The following is a 17247-nucleotide window of genomic DNA, read 5'->3' on the forward strand; positions in this document are numbered from 1 at the left end:
GGCCGGGGCCCCGCGGGGCGCAAACAAAACCGGGGCCGCGCCGTTGCAGCAACACAATTTTCCGCATTTTCGCCGTTCTTTGCATCCCCCTATGGCCGTTGTACCCTACAAAGAAGACGCTGCCGACAAGAAGTCGCAGGTAGCCACGATGTTCGACAGCATCGCGGGCAAGTACGACTTCCTCAACCACTTCCTGAGCGCGGGCACCGACATTTACTGGCGGCGCAAAGCCGTGGACGAGCTGAAGGCCCTGCGCCCGGCCCGCATCCTCGACATTGCCACCGGCACGGCCGACTTTGCCATTGAAACCCTGCGGGCCGCCGCGCCCGACGCCCAAGTGACGGGCGTGGACATTTCGGAAGGGATGCTCGACGTGGGCCGCCGCAAGCTGGCCGAAAAGCGCCTCGGCCACCGCATCCAGCTGGAGCTGGGCGATTCGGAAAACCTGCCGTTCGCCGACGGTACTTTTGACGCCGTGACGGCCTCGTTCGGGGTGCGCAACTTTGCCCACTTGGAGGTAGGGCTGGCCGAGATGCGCCGGGTGCTGCGCCCCGGCGGCAAGCTCGTCATCCTGGAGTTTAGCAAACCCACCGCGTTTCCGCTTAAGCAAGCCTATAATTTTTACTTTCGCCGGGTGCTGCCCGTGTTCGGAAAACTCATTTCCAAGGACCGGGCCGCGTACACGTACCTGCCCGAGTCGGTGCAAGCGTTTCCCGACGGCTCCGACTTCCTGGCCATCCTGGCCCGGGTCGGCTTCAAAAATCCTGCATGGCAACCCCTTACCTTCGGCATCAGCTCCATCTACACCGCCCACAACTAACGCTGCGCCGGCTGCTGCCCCTGGCGCTGGTGCTGGCCCTGCCCTTGGCCGGCCACGCCCAGCAAAAGCGTCCGGCCAAGGCCGAACGGACCCGCAAAGGCAAGCTGAAGGGCATTACCGTGCCCAACCTGTCGAACTACGACGGCCGCTGGTTTCACCCCGGCCTATTTTTCGCCCCCGGCTACTCACGGTTTTTCATTGAGCAGTCGGCCGCGTACGTCCAGCGGCAAAACCTGACGGCCAACTCCGTCATCAGCCCCGATTTTGGGGTGGGCATCATCGGCGACGCGCGGTTGGGCGGGCCCGGGTCGCCGTTCATCCTGCGGTTCGCGCCGGGCGTGAGCTTCCGCACCCGCCGGGTGGAGTTCGGGGCCCACAACGGCACCGCGCCCGACTCGGTGTTCACGCAGGAAATCAGCTCGACGGTGCTGGACTTTCCGCTGCTGCTCAAGTACCAGTCGCAGCGGCGGGGCAACACCCGGGTGTACATGCTGGCGGGCGTGAAGCCCAGCGTGAGCGTGACGACCCGCCGCACCGATTTGCTGCGCAACCAGCTGCAGGTGAGCGACAACGACCTGACCCTGGAGTACGGCGTGGGGCTGGACCTGTTTTATCCGCTGTTCAAGTTTGCGCCGGAGCTGCGGTTTTCTTACGGCCTGCGGAACCTGCTTGTCAATCGGCCCGATAAGTACAGCCAGAGCCTGCAAAGCCTGAGCACCAATACGGTGACGCTGTACCTGAACATCCAAAATTAACCGGCCCCGCGGCGCGGCGGCCCCCAACTTACTGCGTATGAAAACGGCATTTGTAACGGGCGCTTCGTCCGGCATCGGGCGGGCCACGGCCGTGGCGCTGGCCCGGGCGGGCTTCCAACTGGTGGTAACCGGCCGGCGGCGCGAGCGGCTGGACGCGCTGGCCGCCGAGCTGGCCCCCGTGCCGGTGCACGTGTTGGTGTTCGACGTGCGCGACCGGGACGCCACGGTGGCGGCCGTTATCGGTCTGCCGCTCGAATTTGCGGCGGTGGACGTGCTGGTGAACAACGCCGGCGGGGCCCACGGCCTCAACCCCATCCAAACCGGCGACCCCACCGACTGGGACGCCATGCTCGACGCCAACGTGCGCGGCCTGCTGAACGTGACCCACGCCCTGCTTCCGGGCCTGACGGCCCGCCAGACCGGTTTCATTGTCAACATCGGCTCGGTGGCCGGGCGCGAGGCCTACGCCAACGGCAACGTGTACTGCGCCAGCAAAGCCGCGGTGGGCATGCTCACCAAAACCATGCGGCTCGACTTGCTGCCCCTGGGCATCAGGGTGGCGGAAATCGACCCCGGGGCGGTGGAAACCGAGTTTTCGGAGGTGCGCTTTAAGGGCGATGCCGAGCGGGCGGCGAAGGTGTACGAAGGGTTTCAGCCCCTGAAGGCCGAAGACATTGCCGACGTCATCGCCTTCATGGTGACGCGCCCGGCCCACGTGAACGTGGCCGACGTGTTGATTTTGCCGGCCGCCCAGGGCGCGGCAGCCACCATTTTCCGGCAGCCCGCCTAAGGCCCGGGGGCCGGCGGCTCTGCCCCGGGCCGGTGCAGGCAGGCCAGGATTTCCTGGTTCAGTTCGTGCCGACCGGCGAAGGTGCGTAGGACCGGCGTGGCCCCGAGCCGCCGCAGGGCCGCCCGCTGCTGCGCCACGGCGTCGGCGCTGAGGTACTGGTCGTGGTCGCCCACTACGAGGGTGAGCGGTAGGCTCCGCAGCAGCCGGGCAGCCGCTTCGGGCGCGAGGTCGGGGGGGAATTCGCCGGCCCACAGCACCAGGTGCGTGGGCCGGAATGCGGCTTGCGCCAGCCAGCGCCCCGCCGTGGCCGTGCCCTGCGAGAAGCCCAGCACGGTGACGCGCACCCCGGCCGGGCACTGCGATAAAATATTGCCAGCCAGTTGGTTGAGAAAGGAAATTTGGTCGTTAATTTCGTGCAGGCGGTCTTCGCGGGTCATCCAGCTGGCCCCCACGCGGCCCCCGTTGCCCTGCAAATAGAAGCGGGAGAGGCCTTCGGGCGCGACCACCACCAGGGCGGGGTCGGCCGCGGCCAGGGCCGCGAAGTGCCGGATGAAGTAGGCCGCCAGCTGCCCGTAGCCGTGGCACACGAACCACACCTGCCGCGTAGCATTGGAGGGCACGCCCAGCTACGAGTAGCGGGCGGTGCGCGGCACGGTGAGGTAATGCTCAGACATGGATATAATGGGGAGATTTGGGAAGAAACTTGCGTCGGGAATTAAAAACACCTTAAAAACGGTCATGCCGAGCGCAGCCGAGGCATGACCGCTTTTTATTGACTCTTTACCGATTTGCCAAGACAGCTTCCGTAAAAAACCACGCGAACAATGCAGCTGTGCGCTCATCCCCTTCACGGCAAGTCATTGGCCTGAAAGGTGAAGGGCATTAAGTCGGTGAGGGCGGCGAAGCGGAGAATGGTGCCGTGGCGGCTGGGCAGCAGCAGGGGGATGGGCAGGCCCTGCCGGATTTCGTACTCCAGCATCACCTGGCGGCAGGCCCCGCAGGGCATGGCGGGGCCGAAGTCGCCGTGGGCGGGGCGGGCGGCCACGGCCATGCCCACGATGGGCGCGTGGCCGGGCCGGGCGGCGGCGAGCCCGAACAGGGCCGTGCGCTCGGCGCACAGGCCCGAGGGGTAGGCGGCGTTTTCCTGGTTGGTGCCCTGGAACAGGGTGCCGTCGGCCAGCAGCAGGGCGGCCCCCACAAAAAAGCGCGAATAGGGCGCGTAGGCCTGCCCGGTGGCGGCGCGGGCGGCGTCCCACACCAGCCGCTCGGCGGGGGAGAGGTCGGCGGGCGTATCCAGCTCGTCGTAGGCCAGGGCAAGCTGGCGGGGGGTGCGGGCCATGCAAAAAAGACGTGGAAAATAAACGGGGGCGACGAAGGTAGGCGGCGGCCGGCGGTTGGGCGCGGGCTCCGTGTACATTTGCCCGCATGACCCACCCCCGCCTGCTGCTGCTCGGGGCCGGCCGCTCGGCCGCCTCGCTCATCCAGTACCTGCTGCGCCACGCCCCCGCCGAGGGCTGGTACCTGACCGTGGCCGACGCCAACCCCGCCCACTTGGCCCCGGTGCTGGCCGCCCACTCGGCCTACGCCCGCGCCGTGCCCTTCGATGCCGCCGATGCCGACGCGCTCGAGGCCCGCGTGGCCGAGGCCGACGTGGTGATTTCGATGCTGCCCGCCCTGCTGCACCCCGTGGTGGCGCGGGCCTGCCTGCGCCACCGCCGCCACCTGGCCACGGCCAGCTACGTGGGCCCCGACATCCAGGCCCTGCACGCGGCGGCGGCGGCGGCGGGCCTCACGTTCCTGATGGAGTGCGGCCTCGACCCCGGCCTCGACCACATGTCGGCCGTGCGGGCCCTGGCCGACATCCGGGCGCGGGGCGGGCGCGTCACGGCGTTCCGCTCGTACTGCGGCGGGCTGCTGGCCCCGGCCGCCGAAGCCGGCAACCCCTGGAAGTACAAGTTTACCTGGAACCCGCGCAACGTGGTGCTGGCCGGACAGGGCGGCCCCGCCCGCTACCTCGACCGGGGCCTGCTGCGCTTCATTCCGTACCAGCACCTGTTTGCCCGCACCGAAGCCGTGGCCGTGCCCGGCCACGGCGACTTTGAAGGCTACGCCAACCGCGACTCGCTCAGCTACCAGGGGCCCTACGGCCTGGCCGACGTGCCCACCATCCTGCGGGGCACCCTGCGGCGGCCGGGCTACTGCGCCGCCTGGCAGGCCCTGGTCCGGCTGGGCCTCACCGACGACGGCACCCGCCTCGGCAACGCGGAAACCGTGAGCTGGGCGGCGCTGCTCGAAGCCTTTTTGCCGGCCTCCCTGGTGCCCGGCCTGCCGCTGCCGGTGCGCGTGGCCGCCTACCTGGGCCTGGCCCCCGAGGGCGAGGAAATGGGCCGCCTGAACTGGCTGGGCCTGTTTTCGGACCAGCACCCCGTGGGCCACGCCGACGCCACGCCCGCCCAGCTGCTGGAGCGCCTGCTGACCGAAAAATGGCAGCTGGGGCCCCACGACCACGACCTGGTGGTGATGCAGCACGTGTTCGACTACGAGCTGGCCGGCCGCGCCCACCGCCGCACGGCCTCGCTCGTGGTCACGGGCACCGACGCCACCCACACCGCCATGAGCCAGACCGTGGGCCTGCCCCTGGGCATGGCCGTGCGCCGCCTGGCCCGGGGCCTGGTGGAGCAGCGGGGCGTGGTCATCCCCGTCGATGCCAGCCTGTACGAGCCCATATTGGACGAACTGGCGGCGGAGTACGGCATTGCCTTTCACGAGGAAGAAACCGGCCAGTAGCCCTGCGACGAATGAGAACCCGCCCGGCCCGCCTTGGGGCCGCTGTGGGCTTACTTCAACGGGCCGGCTACAGCGCCAGGTAAAACCCCGCCAGCAGCGCCCGAAACGCTGCGGAGTAGTCCCGGTCGTCGGCCGTGCGGACGGCCAGCTCGCGCTCCACTACGGGCCCCGGGGCCCGGCCGAAGGCCACTACGTGCCGCAGCGCCCGGCTGCCGGGCCGGTGGCGCAGCACCAGCCGCGTGGCCGGGTGCAGGCCAGCCGCCGCGGCTTCATGGGTGAAGTTGGCCATTGCGGGCACCGGCAGCAGCACGGTGAGGCGGCCGTCGGCGGCCAGAAAATCGGCGGCGAAGCGGGCCAGCTCCGCAAAGGTGAGTGTATCGGGCGCGGCGTGGCGGGCGGTGGCGCGGGCGGCGTCGGGCGGGCGCAGGGCCCGCTCGAAAAACGGCGGGTTGCACACGATGTGGCTAAATGGCGCGGGCCCCGCGGCGGCGTAGGCCGCCAGGCTCTGCGCGTGCACCCGGATGCGCGGCCCCCAGGGGCTGGCGGCCGCGTTGGCGGCGGCTTGGTCCGCGGCGGCGGGGTCAAGCTCCACGGCTTCGATGGTGACCATGGGGTGGCGCTGGGCGGCCATCAGGGCCAGCAGGCCGGTGCCGGTGCCCACGTCGAGCAGGCGGGTGGCCCCGGCCAGGCCCAGGGCTGCGCCGAGCACGCAGGCGTCGGTGCTCACCTTCATGGCGCAGTCGCTTTGGTTGACGCGGAACTGCTGGAACTGGAAGTAGTCGTTAGGCACTGCCAATGCTACGCCAGGGATAATGCGTTATCTTCTTGATTAATTATCACTGAATATTTTAATTAAAAACGTCTGAATCTTTTCATCTGTCCAAACTTTAGAAGTCCCTGAGAGATTGTATGCCAAGCCGTTCTTCGAGCCGAACAGAAAAATATTATTTACTTCTTTTTTATTTGCATCGCTTACCCGCCAAATTATGAAACCATTATTTGATTGGTCATTAATGATTTCAGTTTTTAATCCTTTTTTTGCCCAATAATTTGCGTCCCATTTTACAAATGCCGTTGTGAATTCTTCTTCGGTCTGATTTGCTGCATAGAAAGGATACTTGCTTTTCGGATTTTTAGCCACACCAACCGTTGTCGAATCAGCATTTTTAAAAAAATGCTGTCTACTAACCTGATTAAAACTTATTTTAGTCCATTTATCAGGAAGTACCATATTGCCATAAGGAAATAATATCAAAGTTGTTTGTTTTTTATTTTGATCGTAGCTGTCTGCTACGATCATATTTGTCTGTGCTGTCTTGCAAGAAATTGATGCAAAAAATAAAAGCGCGACTGCCAATAAATTACTTTTCAATTTCATGATAACATTGTTAATAGTTATATCTCTAAAGCGGCGTTTCGTCTTAATGCTGTTCTGCTTGGCAAGTTAAATAAAGACGCATTGCGTGTTACCGCAACGGGTTACCGATTGAGCTTAATGAGTAAATATGAATTGATTTACGCTACTGATTCTCGTAGCCTTCGTCCACGAGCAGGCCCTTGCCCAGGGCGCTTTGCACGGCCAGCACGTCGCAGCGCTCGTTTTCGGCGTGGCCGGCGTGGCCCTTTATCCACTTGAAAGACACTTTGCGCTGGCGGTAGATTTCCAGGAAGCGCCGCCACAAATCGGGGTTGGCCTTCTTGCCGAAGTCGGGTTTCTTTTCCCAGCCGAACACCCAGCGCTTCTCCACGGCGTCCACCACGTACTTCGAGTCGGACACGACGAGCACCGGGATGTCGGGGCGCGTCACGGCCTCCAGGCCCACAATCACGGCCAGCAGCTCCATGCGGTTGTTGGTGGTGCGGCGGTAGCCCTGGCTCAGCTCTTTTTCGTGGGGGCCGTAGCTCAGGATGGCCCCGTAGCCGCCGGGCCCCGGGTTGCCGCGGGCCGAGCCGTCGGTGAAAAGGGTAATCAAATCAGTTGTTGGTTGCTAGTTGTCAGTTGTTTGTTGTCAGACGGAGCGAGGCAAATAATCTAGCAACTGACAACTAGCAACGAATAACTAAATTTAAAAATTGGCCTTGAACAGCTTGATGGCGATGGCCAGTAGAATGACGCCGAACACGCGGCGCAGCACGTCTTCGCCGGCCTTGCCGAGCTGGCGCTCGATCCAGGGGCTGGTTTTGAGCACCGCGTACACGAACACCAGGTTCAGGGCGATGCCGGCCAGGATGTTGGGCAGGGCGTAGGCGGCCCGCAGCGAGAGCAGCGTGGTCATGGTGCCGGCCCCCACAATGATGGGGAACGCCAGCGGCACAATGGAGCCCGTGCGGGCCGTCATGTCCGATTTAAACAGCTCGATGCCGAGAATCATCTCCATGCCGATGAGGAAGATGATGACGGCCCCGGCCAGCGCAAAGCTCTCGTTGTCAACCCCGAACAGGCGCAAGATGCTCTGGCCCAGGAACAGGAACGCCACCATCAGCCCGCCGGCCACCACCGTGGCCAGCTCGGCCTTGATTTCGCCCTCGCGCTGCCGAATCTGGATGATAATCGGCACCGAGCCCACGATGTCGATGATGGCGAACAGCGTGAGCGTGACGGAAAAGATTTGCTGGAGGTTGAACACGCAGATTTAATTGCTCAGGGGTTGCATGATTAAATTGTTGACTCGTTCAATTCAACGACGAGATTACCGGGGCCCAAACGCAGCCAGCTCGTGCCATGGTTACCGTGTCGCCGGCTGCCCGGCCGGGGGCCCTACGCCGGCACGTATTCCTTCACGAAAAACTGCACCAGGGCCTCCATCGCGGCGTCGGACACGGCGGGGAAGTTGGCGATGCGCAGGCTGGTGTTTTTCAGGGGGCCGTAGCCGCTGCCCAGCGTGAGGCCGGCTTCGAGGGCCCGGCGCTTGACTTCCTCGATGAGCGCGGGCTCGCCCCGCAGGCCGATGACGGTGGTGGAGCGGGCGTCGGGGTTGGTAATGAGCGGCTGCAAGGGCGTGGCCTGCTCGAAGAAGTCGTAGAGCTTCTGGGCGCGGTCGGCCAGGTGCTGCGCGACCACTTTAATGGGCTCGCGGTCGGCCATCACGCGGCCGAGCAGGTAGATGCCCAGCACGTTGGGCGTGTAGTTGGTCTGGTGGTTGAGCATGTTGCTCAGGGCGGCGGGCAGGCCGTTGTAGTGGGCGCGGTCGTTCACCTCCTTGGCCCGGGCCACGGCGCGGGGCGAGAGGACGAGCACGCCCAGGCCGGCGGGCAGCCCGAAGCACTTCTGCACCGAGCCGTACCACACGTCGGCCTTGATGAACTTGAGGTTGAGGCCGGCCAGCGAGCTGGTGGCGTCCACGGCCAGCAGGGCCCCGCCGAGGCGGTTGTAGAGGGTGAGGATGTGGGTTTCGCGCAGCTGGGTGGCCGTGCTGGTCTCGTTCTGGGTGATGCAGACCAGGTCGGTGTCGTCGCCCGCGAAGGGCAGGGCCCCCATGTCGGGCACCTCGTTGATGTCGAACTGCACGCCGGTGGTTTCGGGCCGCAGGGCGCGGGCGTAGTCGAACCACTTCTTGCCGAACTCGCCGTTATACAAGTGAAAGCTGCGGCGCGGGGTGAGGCCCTGGGCCAAAATCTCCCAGCACTCGGTGGCCGAGCCGGTGAACAGCACGGTGTAGTCCTGGGGGATGTTGAGCTTGGTTTTGAGGTCGGCCACGGTCTGGCGCACCAGGCTCGTGAACCGCTCGCCGCGGTGCGGAGCCGAGAGCCAGCCCTCGTCGTAGGCGTCTTGCAGGTACTGGCGCACGGCGGGGTACACGGCCGCGGGGCCCACGTTGAAAGTGAATTGCTGGGGCACGGAAAGGTTGGGTAAAGTCGGGGGAAGAAGGGAGCCCGGCGCGCCGCCCGGCGCCGTTGGCCCCGCAAAGGTCGGGCGCGGGCCCCTGATTCAACCCGAATTTCTTGGGGATGTTGCCCGGGGCCCTACCGCCCGAAGCCCACGCGCTTGGGCCGCTGGCTGGCAAACCACTGCACGGCCAGCCGGTAGCTTTCCAGCCCGAAGCCGGCGATGCTGCCCGCGCAGTGCTTGGCGATGAGGCTTTTGTGGCGGAACTCCTCGCGGGCGGCGAGGTTGCTCAAGTGCACCTCCACCACGGGCGTGGCGATGCCGGCCACAGCGTCGCCCAGGGCCACGCTGGTGTGGGTGAAGCCGCCAGCGTTCAGCACGATGCCGTGGTGGGTGAAGCCCACCTCGTGCAGCTTGTCGATGAGGGCCCCCTCGTGGTTGCTCTGGAACTGCGTCAGGGCGTGGTCGGGAAAGGCGTCCACCAGCTCCGGAAAAAAGTCGTCGAACGAGCGGCTGCCGTAGATGCCGGGCTCGCGCCGCCCCAGCAGGTTCAGGTTGGGGCCGTTGAGGATGAGGAGGTCCATCTCTTTTAGTTAGGAGTTATGGGTTATAAGTTATGAGTTTCAGCGGGGAGGTTTTGGGCCGCAGGGCCCGGGGCGGCCATTTCTGCGACCTTTGGGCCGCAAGCTAGTGCGGCCCCGCCCGGGCAAGTGCCCAACTCATAACCCATAACTCATAACTCATAACCAAAAAGATGACCTGGCCCCAGGCAATCCGGCAGTTCCAGGGCTACCTGCTGCTTGAAAAATCCCTCTCGCCCAACTCGGTGGAGGCCTACGTGCGCGACGCCACCAAGCTGCACCAGTTCCTGCTGGGGGAGGGGGTGCCCGCCCGGCCCGAGCAGGTGACCACCCGCCTGCTGCGCGACTTCCTGGCCACGCTGCAAGGCCTGGGGCTGGGGGCCACCTCGCAGGCCCGCACGCTGTCGGGGCTCAAGGCGTTTTTCAGCTTCATGATTATGGAAGACCTGATTGCGCTCGACCCCACCGACACGCTGGAGGCCCCCAAAACCGGCCGCCACCTGCCCGACACCCTCAGCTACCCCGAGGTCGAAACCCTGCTCGGGGCCGTCGACCTGAGCACCGACGAGGGCCTGCGGGCGCGGGCCCTGCTGGAGGTGTTGTACTCGTCGGGCCTGCGGGTGAGCGAGCTGTGCGAGCTGAAGCTCTCCAACATTGCCGCCGAGCAGGGCTTCGTGAAGGTGCTGGGCAAGGGCAACAAGGAGCGGCTGGTACCGGTGGGCCGCGAGGCCCTCAAGCACCTCAACTTCTACCTGCGCGGGGTGCGCGGCCACCTCGACGTCAAGCCCGGGGCCGAGGACCACGTGTTCCTGAGCCAGCGCGGGCGGCCGCTTTCGCGCATCACCGTGTTCACCACCCTCAAGAAACTGGCCGCGCAGGCGGGTTTGCGCAAAACCATCAGCCCGCACACGCTGCGCCACTCCTTCGCCACCCACCTCATCGAGGGCGGGGCCGACCTGCGGGCCGTGCAGGAGATGCTGGGCCACGCCAGCATCACGACCACCGAAATCTATACCCACCTCGACCGCGACTACCTGCGCCAGGTCATCACCGAGTTCCACCCGCGCAGCTGAGGGCCCCGGCGGCGGCCGGACGAATAGCGGCCCGCCGTGCGTAAATTTGGCTTTTCCGCTGCCTTCCGCATGGCCGATAACCGCTATAAAAACCCGCCGCCGGACGCCTCCGCCAACCGCCCCGCCGAAGGCCGGCCGGCCCCCGCGCCCCGCGCCAACGCCCCCCGGCCCGCCGCCGAGCCCGTGCCCGCCGCGCGCCCGCCGCGCCCCGCCGCCACCAACCAGCCCCGGGCCGCCAAAGCCGCGGCTGTCCGGCCGCCGCGGGCCCCTCGGGGGCCTGTGCCCGGCGTGGCCGCCCTTAAAGGGCTGGTGCGCGACCGGCGCTTCCACTTGTTCATCGGGTTTGGGCTGCTGCTGGGCAGCCTCTACCTCACCATCGCCTTCACGTCGTTCCTGTTCACGGGCCACGCCGACCAGAGCGTGGTGGCCGCGCTGGGCACCATCCCCACCAAAGAGGCCGGGCAGGAGTCGGGCAACTGGCTGGGGCTGCTGGGGGCCTGGGCGGCGCAGGTGTTCATTTATAAGCTGTTCGGGGTGGCAGCGTTTGCGCTCATCCCCATCGTGTTTTTTCTGGGCTACAAAATCGTGTTCCGCAAGGCGGCCGGCTCGGTGAGCTACGTGCTGGCCCTGGGCCTGTTCACGATGGCCTGGCTGAGCGTGCTGCTCGGCTATGTGGTGGTAGCGCTGGGGGCCCCCGCGCCGGGCACCGACCCGGCCCTGGCCCACCGGCTCGACTTTTTGTGCGGCGGCGTGGGCTTCGAGGCGGCTTCGTGGCTGAGCAGCCTCATCGGCTGGGGCACGGTGCTGCTGCTGGCCTTCGTGCTGATTTCCTTCGTGGTGTTCTTCTTCAACGTCACCACCCTCAACCTGGGTTTTGGCCGCTGGGCCGTCCAGGCCGAAGCCGCCGAGGACGCCGAACTTACCGCCGAAATTGAAGCCGCGGAAGCTGCCCAGGCCCGCCCGCCCGAGCCGGTACCCGTTCCCAAAACTACCCCAACCGCGACTGCCCGCCCGGCCCTGCAACTAACCAGTGCCGAGGATACGGAGGCCTCCGAAGACGCTTCGGCCCCGGCAGAGTTTGAGCCCGCGCCCAGGCCCGCGGCCGGCCTTGCGCTGAGCGTGGCCGGGCCCCTGGCCGGGGCCCAAGCGGCCGCTCCGGGACTAGCCGCAGCCGTGCCGCTGCTGGTGGCGGGCCCGGCGTTCACGGTCGAGGTACCGGTGGCGGAGCCGGAAGTGGCGTTTACCGCGCCGGTGGCCACGGTGCCCACGCCGCTTTCGCTGGCTGACCTAGCTGATGGCCCTCCCGCACTGAGCACCAAGCACCCGGCCTCGGGCACTAGCTTGGAAATTACGGTGCCGAGCCGCGCCGACCTGGACCCGAGCGCGGGGGCCGACATCGCGGCGGTGGCCGACGAAGACGCCGACGCGGACGTGATGCCGGACGTGAACTACGACCCGACGCTGGACCTGGCGCGCTACCAGTACCCGACGCTGGAGCTGCTCAACGACTACGGCGCGCCCAAGGCGCAGGTGACCAAGGAGGAGCTGGAGGCCAACAAGGACCGCATCGTCGAGACGCTGGGCCACTACGGCATCGCCATCGCCAGCATCAAGGCCACCATCGGGCCCACCGTGACCTTGTATGAGATTGTGCCCGAGGCGGGCGTGCGCATCAGCAAAATCAAGAGCCTGGAGGACGACATCGCCCTGAGCCTGGCCGCGCTCGGCATCCGCATCATCGCCCCGATTCCGGGCAAGGGCACCATCGGCATCGAGGTGCCGAATGCCAAGAAGGAGATGGTGAGCATCCGCTCGGTGCTGGGCTCAGAGAAGTTCGCCCGCACGGAGATGGACCTGCCGATTGCCTTCGGGCGCACGATTACCAACGAGGTGTTCGTGGCCGATTTGGCCAAGATGCCGCACCTGCTCATGGCCGGGGCCACGGGCCAGGGCAAGTCGGTGGGGCTGAACGTGATTCTGGCCTCGCTGCTCTACAAGCGCCACCCGGCCCAGCTCAAGTTCGTGCTCGTGGACCCCAAGAAGGTGGAGCTGAGCATCTTCAACAAAATCGAGCGCCACTACCTGGCCAAGCTGCCGGATACCGACGAGCCCATCATCACGGACACCAAGAAGGTGGTGCACACGCTCAATTCGCTGTGCATGGAGATGGACCGGCGCTACGACCTGCTCAAAGAAGCCGGCTGCCGCAACCTGAAGGAGTACAACGCCAAGTTCGTGCTGCGCAAGCTCAACCCGAAGAAGGGCCACCGCTACCTGCCCTTCATCGTGCTCGTCATCGACGAGCTGGCCGACCTGATGATGACGGCCGGCAAGGAAGTAGAAACCCCCATCGCCCGCCTCGCCCAGCTGGCCCGCGCCATCGGCATCCACCTCATCGTGGCCACCCAGCGCCCCAGCGTAAACGTGATTACGGGCATCATCAAGGCCAACTTCCCCTGCCGGATTTCCTTTAAGGTGACCAGCAAAATCGACTCGCGCACCATCCTCGACACCGGCGGGGCCGACCAGCTCATCGGGCAGGGCGACATGCTGTTCTCGGCCGGCTCGGACCTGATCCGGGTGCAGTGCGCCTTCATCGACACGCCGGAGGTGGACCGCGTGTGCGCCTTCATCAGCGAGCAGCAGGGCTACTCCGACGCCTACCTGCTGCCCGAGGTGGCCGGGGCCGAGGGCGACGAGGGCAGCGGCCAAGACGCGGGCGACCCCGCCGAGCGCGACGCCATGTTCGAGGAGGCCGCCCGCTGCATCGTGCTGCACCAACAAGGTTCTACTTCGCTTTTGCAGCGCAAGCTCAAGCTGGGCTACAACCGGGCCGGCCGCCTCATCGACCAGCTCCAGCACGCGGGCATCGTAGGGCCCTTCGAGGGCAGCAAGGCCCGCGACGTGCTCGTGCCCGACGAGTACCAGTTGGAGCAGCTGCTGAACTCGATGCCCAAGTAGAGGGCCCCGGGGTGCTGGTAACGGCCGGCCAGCACAGTTTTTCTTCAGAAAAGCTATTCTGGCCGGCCTTTTGATGAGGGCTTGCGTATCAAGCCGCGCGGGGCCCCAAGTACCCGCTTTTTCTATTATTATGACAACCAAATCGTTTTCCCTGCTGGCCCTGTCCGCCACCCTGGCCCTGTCCGCAGCGGCCCAGCAAGACCCCAAAGCCGGCAAAATCCTCGATGCCATGAGCGCCAAGTACCAGGCCCTGAACGCCTTTGGCGCTTCTTTTACCCAAACCCTGGAAAACCCCTCGGCCAAGGTGAAACAAAACATGAGTGGCGACATCGTGGTGAGCGGCAAGAAGTTCCACCTCAAGATGAACGGCCAGGAAGTCATCAACGACGGCAAAACCACCTGGACGTACCTCAAGAACGAGAACGAGGTGAACATCGCCGACGCCGACGGCGACAGCCAGGACATGTCGCCCTCGCAGATTTACACCATGTACAAAAAAGGCTACAAGTACGCCTACGTGCAGCAGGTGCAGGAAGGCGGCGAGGCCCTGGACGTGATTGAGCTGACCCCCGAAGACCGCACCAACGAGGTAATCAAAGTGCGCCTGAAGGTGCGCAAGAAGGACCAGACGGTGAAAAGCTGGCAGATGTTCAAGAAAAATGGCAACCAGTACAGCTTCACCATTAAGAACTTCAAGCCCAACCCGCCCGTTACGGCCACCACGTTTGCCTTCGACAAGGCCGACCACAAAGGGGTGAAAGTGGTGGACCTGCGGTAGGCTCACCAGTGTTCGATACGTTACGCAAACGGTCCACTTCACCAGAAGTGGGCCGTTTGCGTGGAAACTGAAGCCATTAGAATTTTAACGATACCCTCATAATATAAATGGACGGCTCATGCTGATTAATCATATAGCAGCAGGGGAAACATTTGTATTTAAAGATATTGTGCAGGGCAACATGAAATGAGACCAACTTTTCCAAACAGCTGAATAGGTCTATGAAAGAAGATTTCCTCCACTACGTTTGGCAGCACCAATACTTTGACAAAGCCGACTTACGCACGGTGGGCGGCGAAGAAATACAGGTGCTGGGGCCCGGCCACCGCAACGCCGACGCGGGTCCTGATTTCTTGAACGCCCGCCTGCGCCTGGGCGACGTGGAATGGAACGGGGCGGTGGAAATCCATTTGAAAGCCTCTGACTGGGCCCGGCACCAGCATCAGACCGACGCTAAATACGACCAAGTGGTGCTGCACGTAGTGTACACCTACGACGCCGACGTGGCCCGCACCAACGGCAGCGCCATTCCGGCGCTGGCCTTGGGCCCCCGGCTGGCTCCCGCGCTGCTGGCCCGCTACCAGGCCCTGGTCGCCGCGCCACCCGCCGCCGCGCTGCCCTGCGCCCCGCTGCTGGGCCAGGTGCCCGAAATCACCAAAATTATGATGGCCGAGCGGGCCCTGTTGGAGCGCGTCGAGGCCAAGGCCGACGCTGTGGCCGCCTTGCACGAGCGCCTGGACCACGACTGGGAAGCCACGGCCTACCACGCCCTGATGGCGGCTTTTGGCTTCCAGAAAAACAGCGAGCCGCTGGCCCGCCTGGCCAAAGCCGTGCCGCTGGCCGTGCTGCGTCGCCACCGCCACGACCTGCACCAGTTGGAGGCCCTGCTGTTTGGGCAGGCCGGTTTTCTGGTGGACAACGACGAGACGGCCGATGACACCTACATCCAAGCGCTGCGCCGGGAGCACGAGTTTTTGCGCCACAAGTACGGCCTGGGGCCCGCGGCCCTGGCTGTGCACGAGTGGAACTACTTGCGCCTGCGGCCCGCCAATTTCCCGCCCGTGCGCCTGGGCCAGCTGGCCGGCCTGCTGCACGCCCGCCCGGCCCTGTGCGACGCCCTGCTCACGGCCCAAAGCGTGGGGGCCCTGACGGAGTTTTTCCGGGCCCCCGCCCCGGCGTATTGGCGGGCGCACTTCCGGCCCGGCCGGCCCGGCAAGGTGCCCGATTTGGGGAAGAGCAGCATTGAGCTGCTGATTACCAACGTGGTGGTGCCCCTGCGCGTGGCCTATGCCCGCTCGGTGGGCCAGCCCGCGCTGGTGGAAAGTAGCGTGGCTCTGCTGGCCGAGTTGCCCGCCGAGCACAACCAGTTCACCGATGCATTCGAGGCCCTGGGCTTCGGCCACCGCACCGCCGCCGATTCGCAGGGGTTGCTGGCGCTGCACAAGGCCTACTGCACCCCGCGCCGCTGCCTGCACTGCGCTATCGGCAGCCGCTTAGTGCAAGGCCCTCAGTTGCGGGTGGTCCGGTGAAAATCGCGCTGGCCCTGGTCCTGAATGTGGCCCTGCTGGCCGGGCTGCTGCCGTGGCTGCGGCGGCAGTGGCGCGGCAGCGGCTCCGCGTGGCGGGCGGCGCTGGCCGCGGGCCTGGGGGCCCGCCTGCTGGTGGGGGCCCTGCGCGACGGCCACCCCGTGAGCGACGCGGGCTACGTGCAGCACCTGGGCCAGCTGCTCACGGCCCAGCTGTGGGCCAGCCCCGCCGCCGGCTGGCAGTCGCTGGCCGGCGACGCGGTGCAGTTTGCCGGTGAACGGGTGGTGTATTACGGCATGTCGAACACGCTGTTTCTGGCCAAGGTGCTCGCCGTGCTCAACTTGGCCTCGCTGGGCGTGGCCGGGCTGAACGCGGGGTACCTGAGCCTGTTCAGCTTCGTGGGGTGCTGGCAGCTGGCCCGGGCGCTGGCCCGGGGCTTCCCGGCCGCGCCGGCCGGGGCGGGGCTGGTGGGGCTGGTGCTGTGGCCCTCGGTGGCCTACTGGGCGGCCGGCCTGAACAAGGAAGCCGCCCTGCTGGGCAGCGGGGCGTGGCTGCTGGCCCTCACGCTGGACTGGCTGTACGCGCCCGCCGCCGCGGGCCCCGGCCGCTTGCCCCTGGGCCGCGGCCTGGCCATGCTGGCGCTGGGGCTGCTGTGCTTCAATATGCGTTACTTTTTCGCGGTGCCACTCTTGGAAGGGATGCTGGGGCTGGCATTGGTGCAGAAGCTGCGGCGGCGCGGCTGGGTGCGGGGGCGCGGCGCGCAGGCGCTGGTGCTGGCGGCCCTGCTGGCGGCGGGCGTGGCGGTGGCCCCCGAGGTCAGCGTGGTGTTCCGGCTCAACAAGTTTACGAGCCAGGTGCTGCGCATTTACGACCACGATTTGCTGATGTCCGCCGGCCGGCCGCACTTTGAGTACGCCGACCTGCGGCCCACGCCCGCAAGCTTCCTGGCCCACGCCCCGCTGGCAGCGCTCAACACCTTCACCCGGCCCTGGCTGGGCGAATCGGCCGAGCCGCAGTACGTGGCGGCGGGCCTCGAAAATGCTTTGCTGCTGGCGCTGGGGGCCCTGGCCCTGGGGGCCCTGGCGCGGGGCCGCGGCGGGCGGCTGCCGTTTGCGCTGGCCGTGGTGCTGCTGGGCTACTGCCTGCTGCTGGCCGTGCTCGTGGGCCTGAGCACCCCCAACCTGGGCACGCTCAGCCGCTACCGCAGCATCCTGCTGCCGTTCTGGGTGCTGCTGCTGCTGCAAAACGACTACGCCGCCGCCGCCCTGCGCCGCCTGGGGCTGGGGGCCCCGGCGGGCCCGCCGGCGTAACTTTGCGCACCGGCCCGGCGGGTGCGGCAGCCGTCGTTTG

General features: G+C 66.0%; 17 protein-coding genes. 9 read left to right on the plus strand and 8 right to left on the minus strand.

Translation table 11 applies throughout. The features are described from left to right. Positions 1 to 91: 91 nt before the first annotated feature. From ubiE to HNP98_RS03235, 3 genes are read left to right on the plus strand one after another with little or no spacing between them, the layout of a single operon-like run. Positions 92 to 820, plus strand: a complete 729-nt coding sequence (gene ubiE / locus HNP98_RS03225) for a bifunctional demethylmenaquinone methyltransferase/2-methoxy-6-polyprenyl-1,4-benzoquinol methylase UbiE (RefSeq protein WP_173808609.1) — start codon at positions 92 to 94, stop codon at positions 818 to 820. Beyond that, entirely contained in the window at positions 769 to 1575 is an 807-nt protein-coding gene (porT, locus tag HNP98_RS03230) for a type IX secretion/gliding motility protein PorT/SprT (protein WP_173808610.1), read from the plus strand. Before ubiE ends, porT begins: the two co-directional genes overlap by 52 nt. Positions 1576 to 1612: 37 nt before the next feature. Beyond that, complete coding sequence (locus tag HNP98_RS03235; RefSeq protein ID WP_173808611.1) at positions 1613 to 2365, plus strand: SDR family NAD(P)-dependent oxidoreductase; 753 nt, start codon at positions 1613 to 1615, stop codon at positions 2363 to 2365. Here HNP98_RS03235 and HNP98_RS03240 read toward each other — a convergent pair. Beyond that, positions 2362 to 2985: an alpha/beta hydrolase gene (locus tag HNP98_RS03240; RefSeq protein ID WP_317171032.1), complete on the minus strand. Its 624-nt coding sequence runs from the start codon at positions 2983 to 2985 to the stop codon at positions 2362 to 2364. The two genes, HNP98_RS03235 and HNP98_RS03240, sit on opposite strands and share 4 nt — an antisense overlap. A 227-nt stretch (positions 2986 to 3212) precedes the next feature. Further along, positions 3213 to 3704: a cytidine deaminase gene (locus HNP98_RS03245; RefSeq protein ID WP_173808612.1), complete on the minus strand. Its 492-nt coding sequence runs from the start codon at positions 3702 to 3704 to the stop codon at positions 3213 to 3215. An 86-nt stretch (positions 3705 to 3790) separates the two neighbouring features. Here HNP98_RS03245 and HNP98_RS03250 point away from each other — a divergent pair, with 86 nt between their 5' ends. Beyond that, entirely contained in the window at positions 3791 to 5152 is a 1362-nt protein-coding gene (locus HNP98_RS03250; RefSeq protein WP_173808613.1) for a saccharopine dehydrogenase C-terminal domain-containing protein, read from the plus strand. Between the two features lie 67 nt (positions 5153 to 5219). Here HNP98_RS03250 and HNP98_RS03255 read toward each other — a convergent pair whose 3' ends face one another. The 6 genes from HNP98_RS03255 to aroQ form a co-directional block, all read right to left on the minus strand. Next, the gene (locus tag HNP98_RS03255) at positions 5220 to 5942 is read right to left on the minus strand and encodes a tRNA1(Val) (adenine(37)-N6)-methyltransferase (RefSeq protein WP_317171035.1); all 723 of its coding nucleotides are present in this window, start codon (positions 5940 to 5942) and stop codon (positions 5220 to 5222) included. A gap of 39 nt (positions 5943 to 5981) precedes the next feature. Then, the gene (locus HNP98_RS03260) at positions 5982 to 6530 is read right to left on the minus strand and encodes a hypothetical protein (RefSeq protein ID WP_173808614.1); all 549 of its coding nucleotides are present in this window, start codon (positions 6528 to 6530) and stop codon (positions 5982 to 5984) included. A 142-nt stretch (positions 6531 to 6672) separates the two neighbouring features. Next, positions 6673 to 7125, minus strand: a complete 453-nt coding sequence (gene rnhA / locus HNP98_RS03265; protein ID WP_173808615.1) for a ribonuclease HI — start codon at positions 7123 to 7125, stop codon at positions 6673 to 6675. Positions 7126 to 7218: 93 nt separating this feature from the next. Beyond that, on the minus strand, positions 7219 to 7779 hold the full coding sequence (locus tag HNP98_RS03270) for a MarC family protein (RefSeq protein WP_173808616.1): 561 nt from the start codon (positions 7777 to 7779) through the stop codon (positions 7219 to 7221). 131 nt (positions 7780 to 7910) lie between these two features. Then, on the minus strand, positions 7911 to 8990 hold the full coding sequence (locus tag HNP98_RS03275; protein WP_173808617.1) for an aminotransferase class V-fold PLP-dependent enzyme: 1080 nt from the start codon (positions 8988 to 8990) through the stop codon (positions 7911 to 7913). Positions 8991 to 9115: 125 nt separating this feature from the next. Beyond that, complete coding sequence (gene aroQ / locus HNP98_RS03280; protein WP_173808618.1) at positions 9116 to 9562, minus strand: type II 3-dehydroquinate dehydratase; 447 nt, start codon at positions 9560 to 9562, stop codon at positions 9116 to 9118. A gap of 170 nt (positions 9563 to 9732) precedes the next feature. On the opposite strand from aroQ, the gene xerD reads away from it, so the two are divergent. The 5 genes from xerD (at position 9733) to HNP98_RS03305 (ending at position 17207) form a co-directional block, all read left to right on the plus strand. Continuing rightward, entirely contained in the window at positions 9733 to 10632 is a 900-nt protein-coding gene (gene xerD / locus HNP98_RS03285) for a site-specific tyrosine recombinase XerD (protein ID WP_173808619.1), read from the plus strand. 69 nt (positions 10633 to 10701) lie between these two features. Beyond that, positions 10702 to 13593, plus strand: coding sequence for an FtsK/SpoIIIE family DNA translocase (locus HNP98_RS03290; RefSeq protein WP_246274932.1), 2892 nt, complete (start codon positions 10702 to 10704; stop codon positions 13591 to 13593). Between the two features lie 130 nt (positions 13594 to 13723). Further along, positions 13724 to 14371: a LolA family protein gene (locus tag HNP98_RS03295; RefSeq protein ID WP_173808620.1), complete on the plus strand. Its 648-nt coding sequence runs from the start codon at positions 13724 to 13726 to the stop codon at positions 14369 to 14371. A 221-nt stretch (positions 14372 to 14592) separates the two neighbouring features. Continuing rightward, entirely contained in the window at positions 14593 to 15900 is a 1308-nt protein-coding gene (locus HNP98_RS03300) for a DUF2851 family protein (protein WP_173808621.1), read from the plus strand. After that, on the plus strand, positions 15897 to 17207 hold the full coding sequence (locus tag HNP98_RS03305) for a hypothetical protein (RefSeq protein WP_173808622.1): 1311 nt from the start codon (positions 15897 to 15899) through the stop codon (positions 17205 to 17207). Before HNP98_RS03300 ends, HNP98_RS03305 begins: the two co-directional genes overlap by 4 nt. The last annotated feature ends 40 nt before the right edge of the window (positions 17208 to 17247 follow it).

Origin of the sequence: Hymenobacter caeli, from assembly GCF_013294115.1 — a bacterium.
Lineage (GTDB): Bacteria > Bacteroidota > Bacteroidia > Cytophagales > Hymenobacteraceae > Hymenobacter > Hymenobacter caeli.

Coding starts and splice junctions, on each gene's coding strand:
- ubiE (WP_173808609.1), top strand. CDS start 92: ATGGCCGTTGTACCCTACAAAGAAGACGCTGCCGACAAGAAGTCGCAG.
- porT (WP_173808610.1), top strand. CDS start 769: ATGGCAACCCCTTACCTTCGGCATCAGCTCCATCTACACCGCCCACAA.
- HNP98_RS03235 (WP_173808611.1), top strand. CDS start 1,613: ATGAAAACGGCATTTGTAACGGGCGCTTCGTCCGGCATCGGGCGGGCC.
- HNP98_RS03245 (WP_173808612.1), bottom strand. CDS start 3,704: ATGGCCCGCACCCCCCGCCAGCTTGCCCTGGCCTACGACGAGCTGGAT.
- HNP98_RS03250 (WP_173808613.1), top strand. CDS start 3,791: ATGACCCACCCCCGCCTGCTGCTGCTCGGGGCCGGCCGCTCGGCCGCC.
- HNP98_RS03260 (WP_173808614.1), bottom strand. CDS start 6,530: ATGAAATTGAAAAGTAATTTATTGGCAGTCGCGCTTTTATTTTTTGCA.
- aroQ (WP_173808618.1), bottom strand. CDS start 9,562: ATGGACCTCCTCATCCTCAACGGCCCCAACCTGAACCTGCTGGGGCGG.
- xerD (WP_173808619.1), top strand. CDS start 9,733: ATGACCTGGCCCCAGGCAATCCGGCAGTTCCAGGGCTACCTGCTGCTT.
- HNP98_RS03290 (WP_246274932.1), top strand. CDS start 10,702: ATGGCCGATAACCGCTATAAAAACCCGCCGCCGGACGCCTCCGCCAAC.
- HNP98_RS03295 (WP_173808620.1), top strand. CDS start 13,724: ATGACAACCAAATCGTTTTCCCTGCTGGCCCTGTCCGCCACCCTGGCC.
- HNP98_RS03300 (WP_173808621.1), top strand. CDS start 14,593: ATGAAAGAAGATTTCCTCCACTACGTTTGGCAGCACCAATACTTTGAC.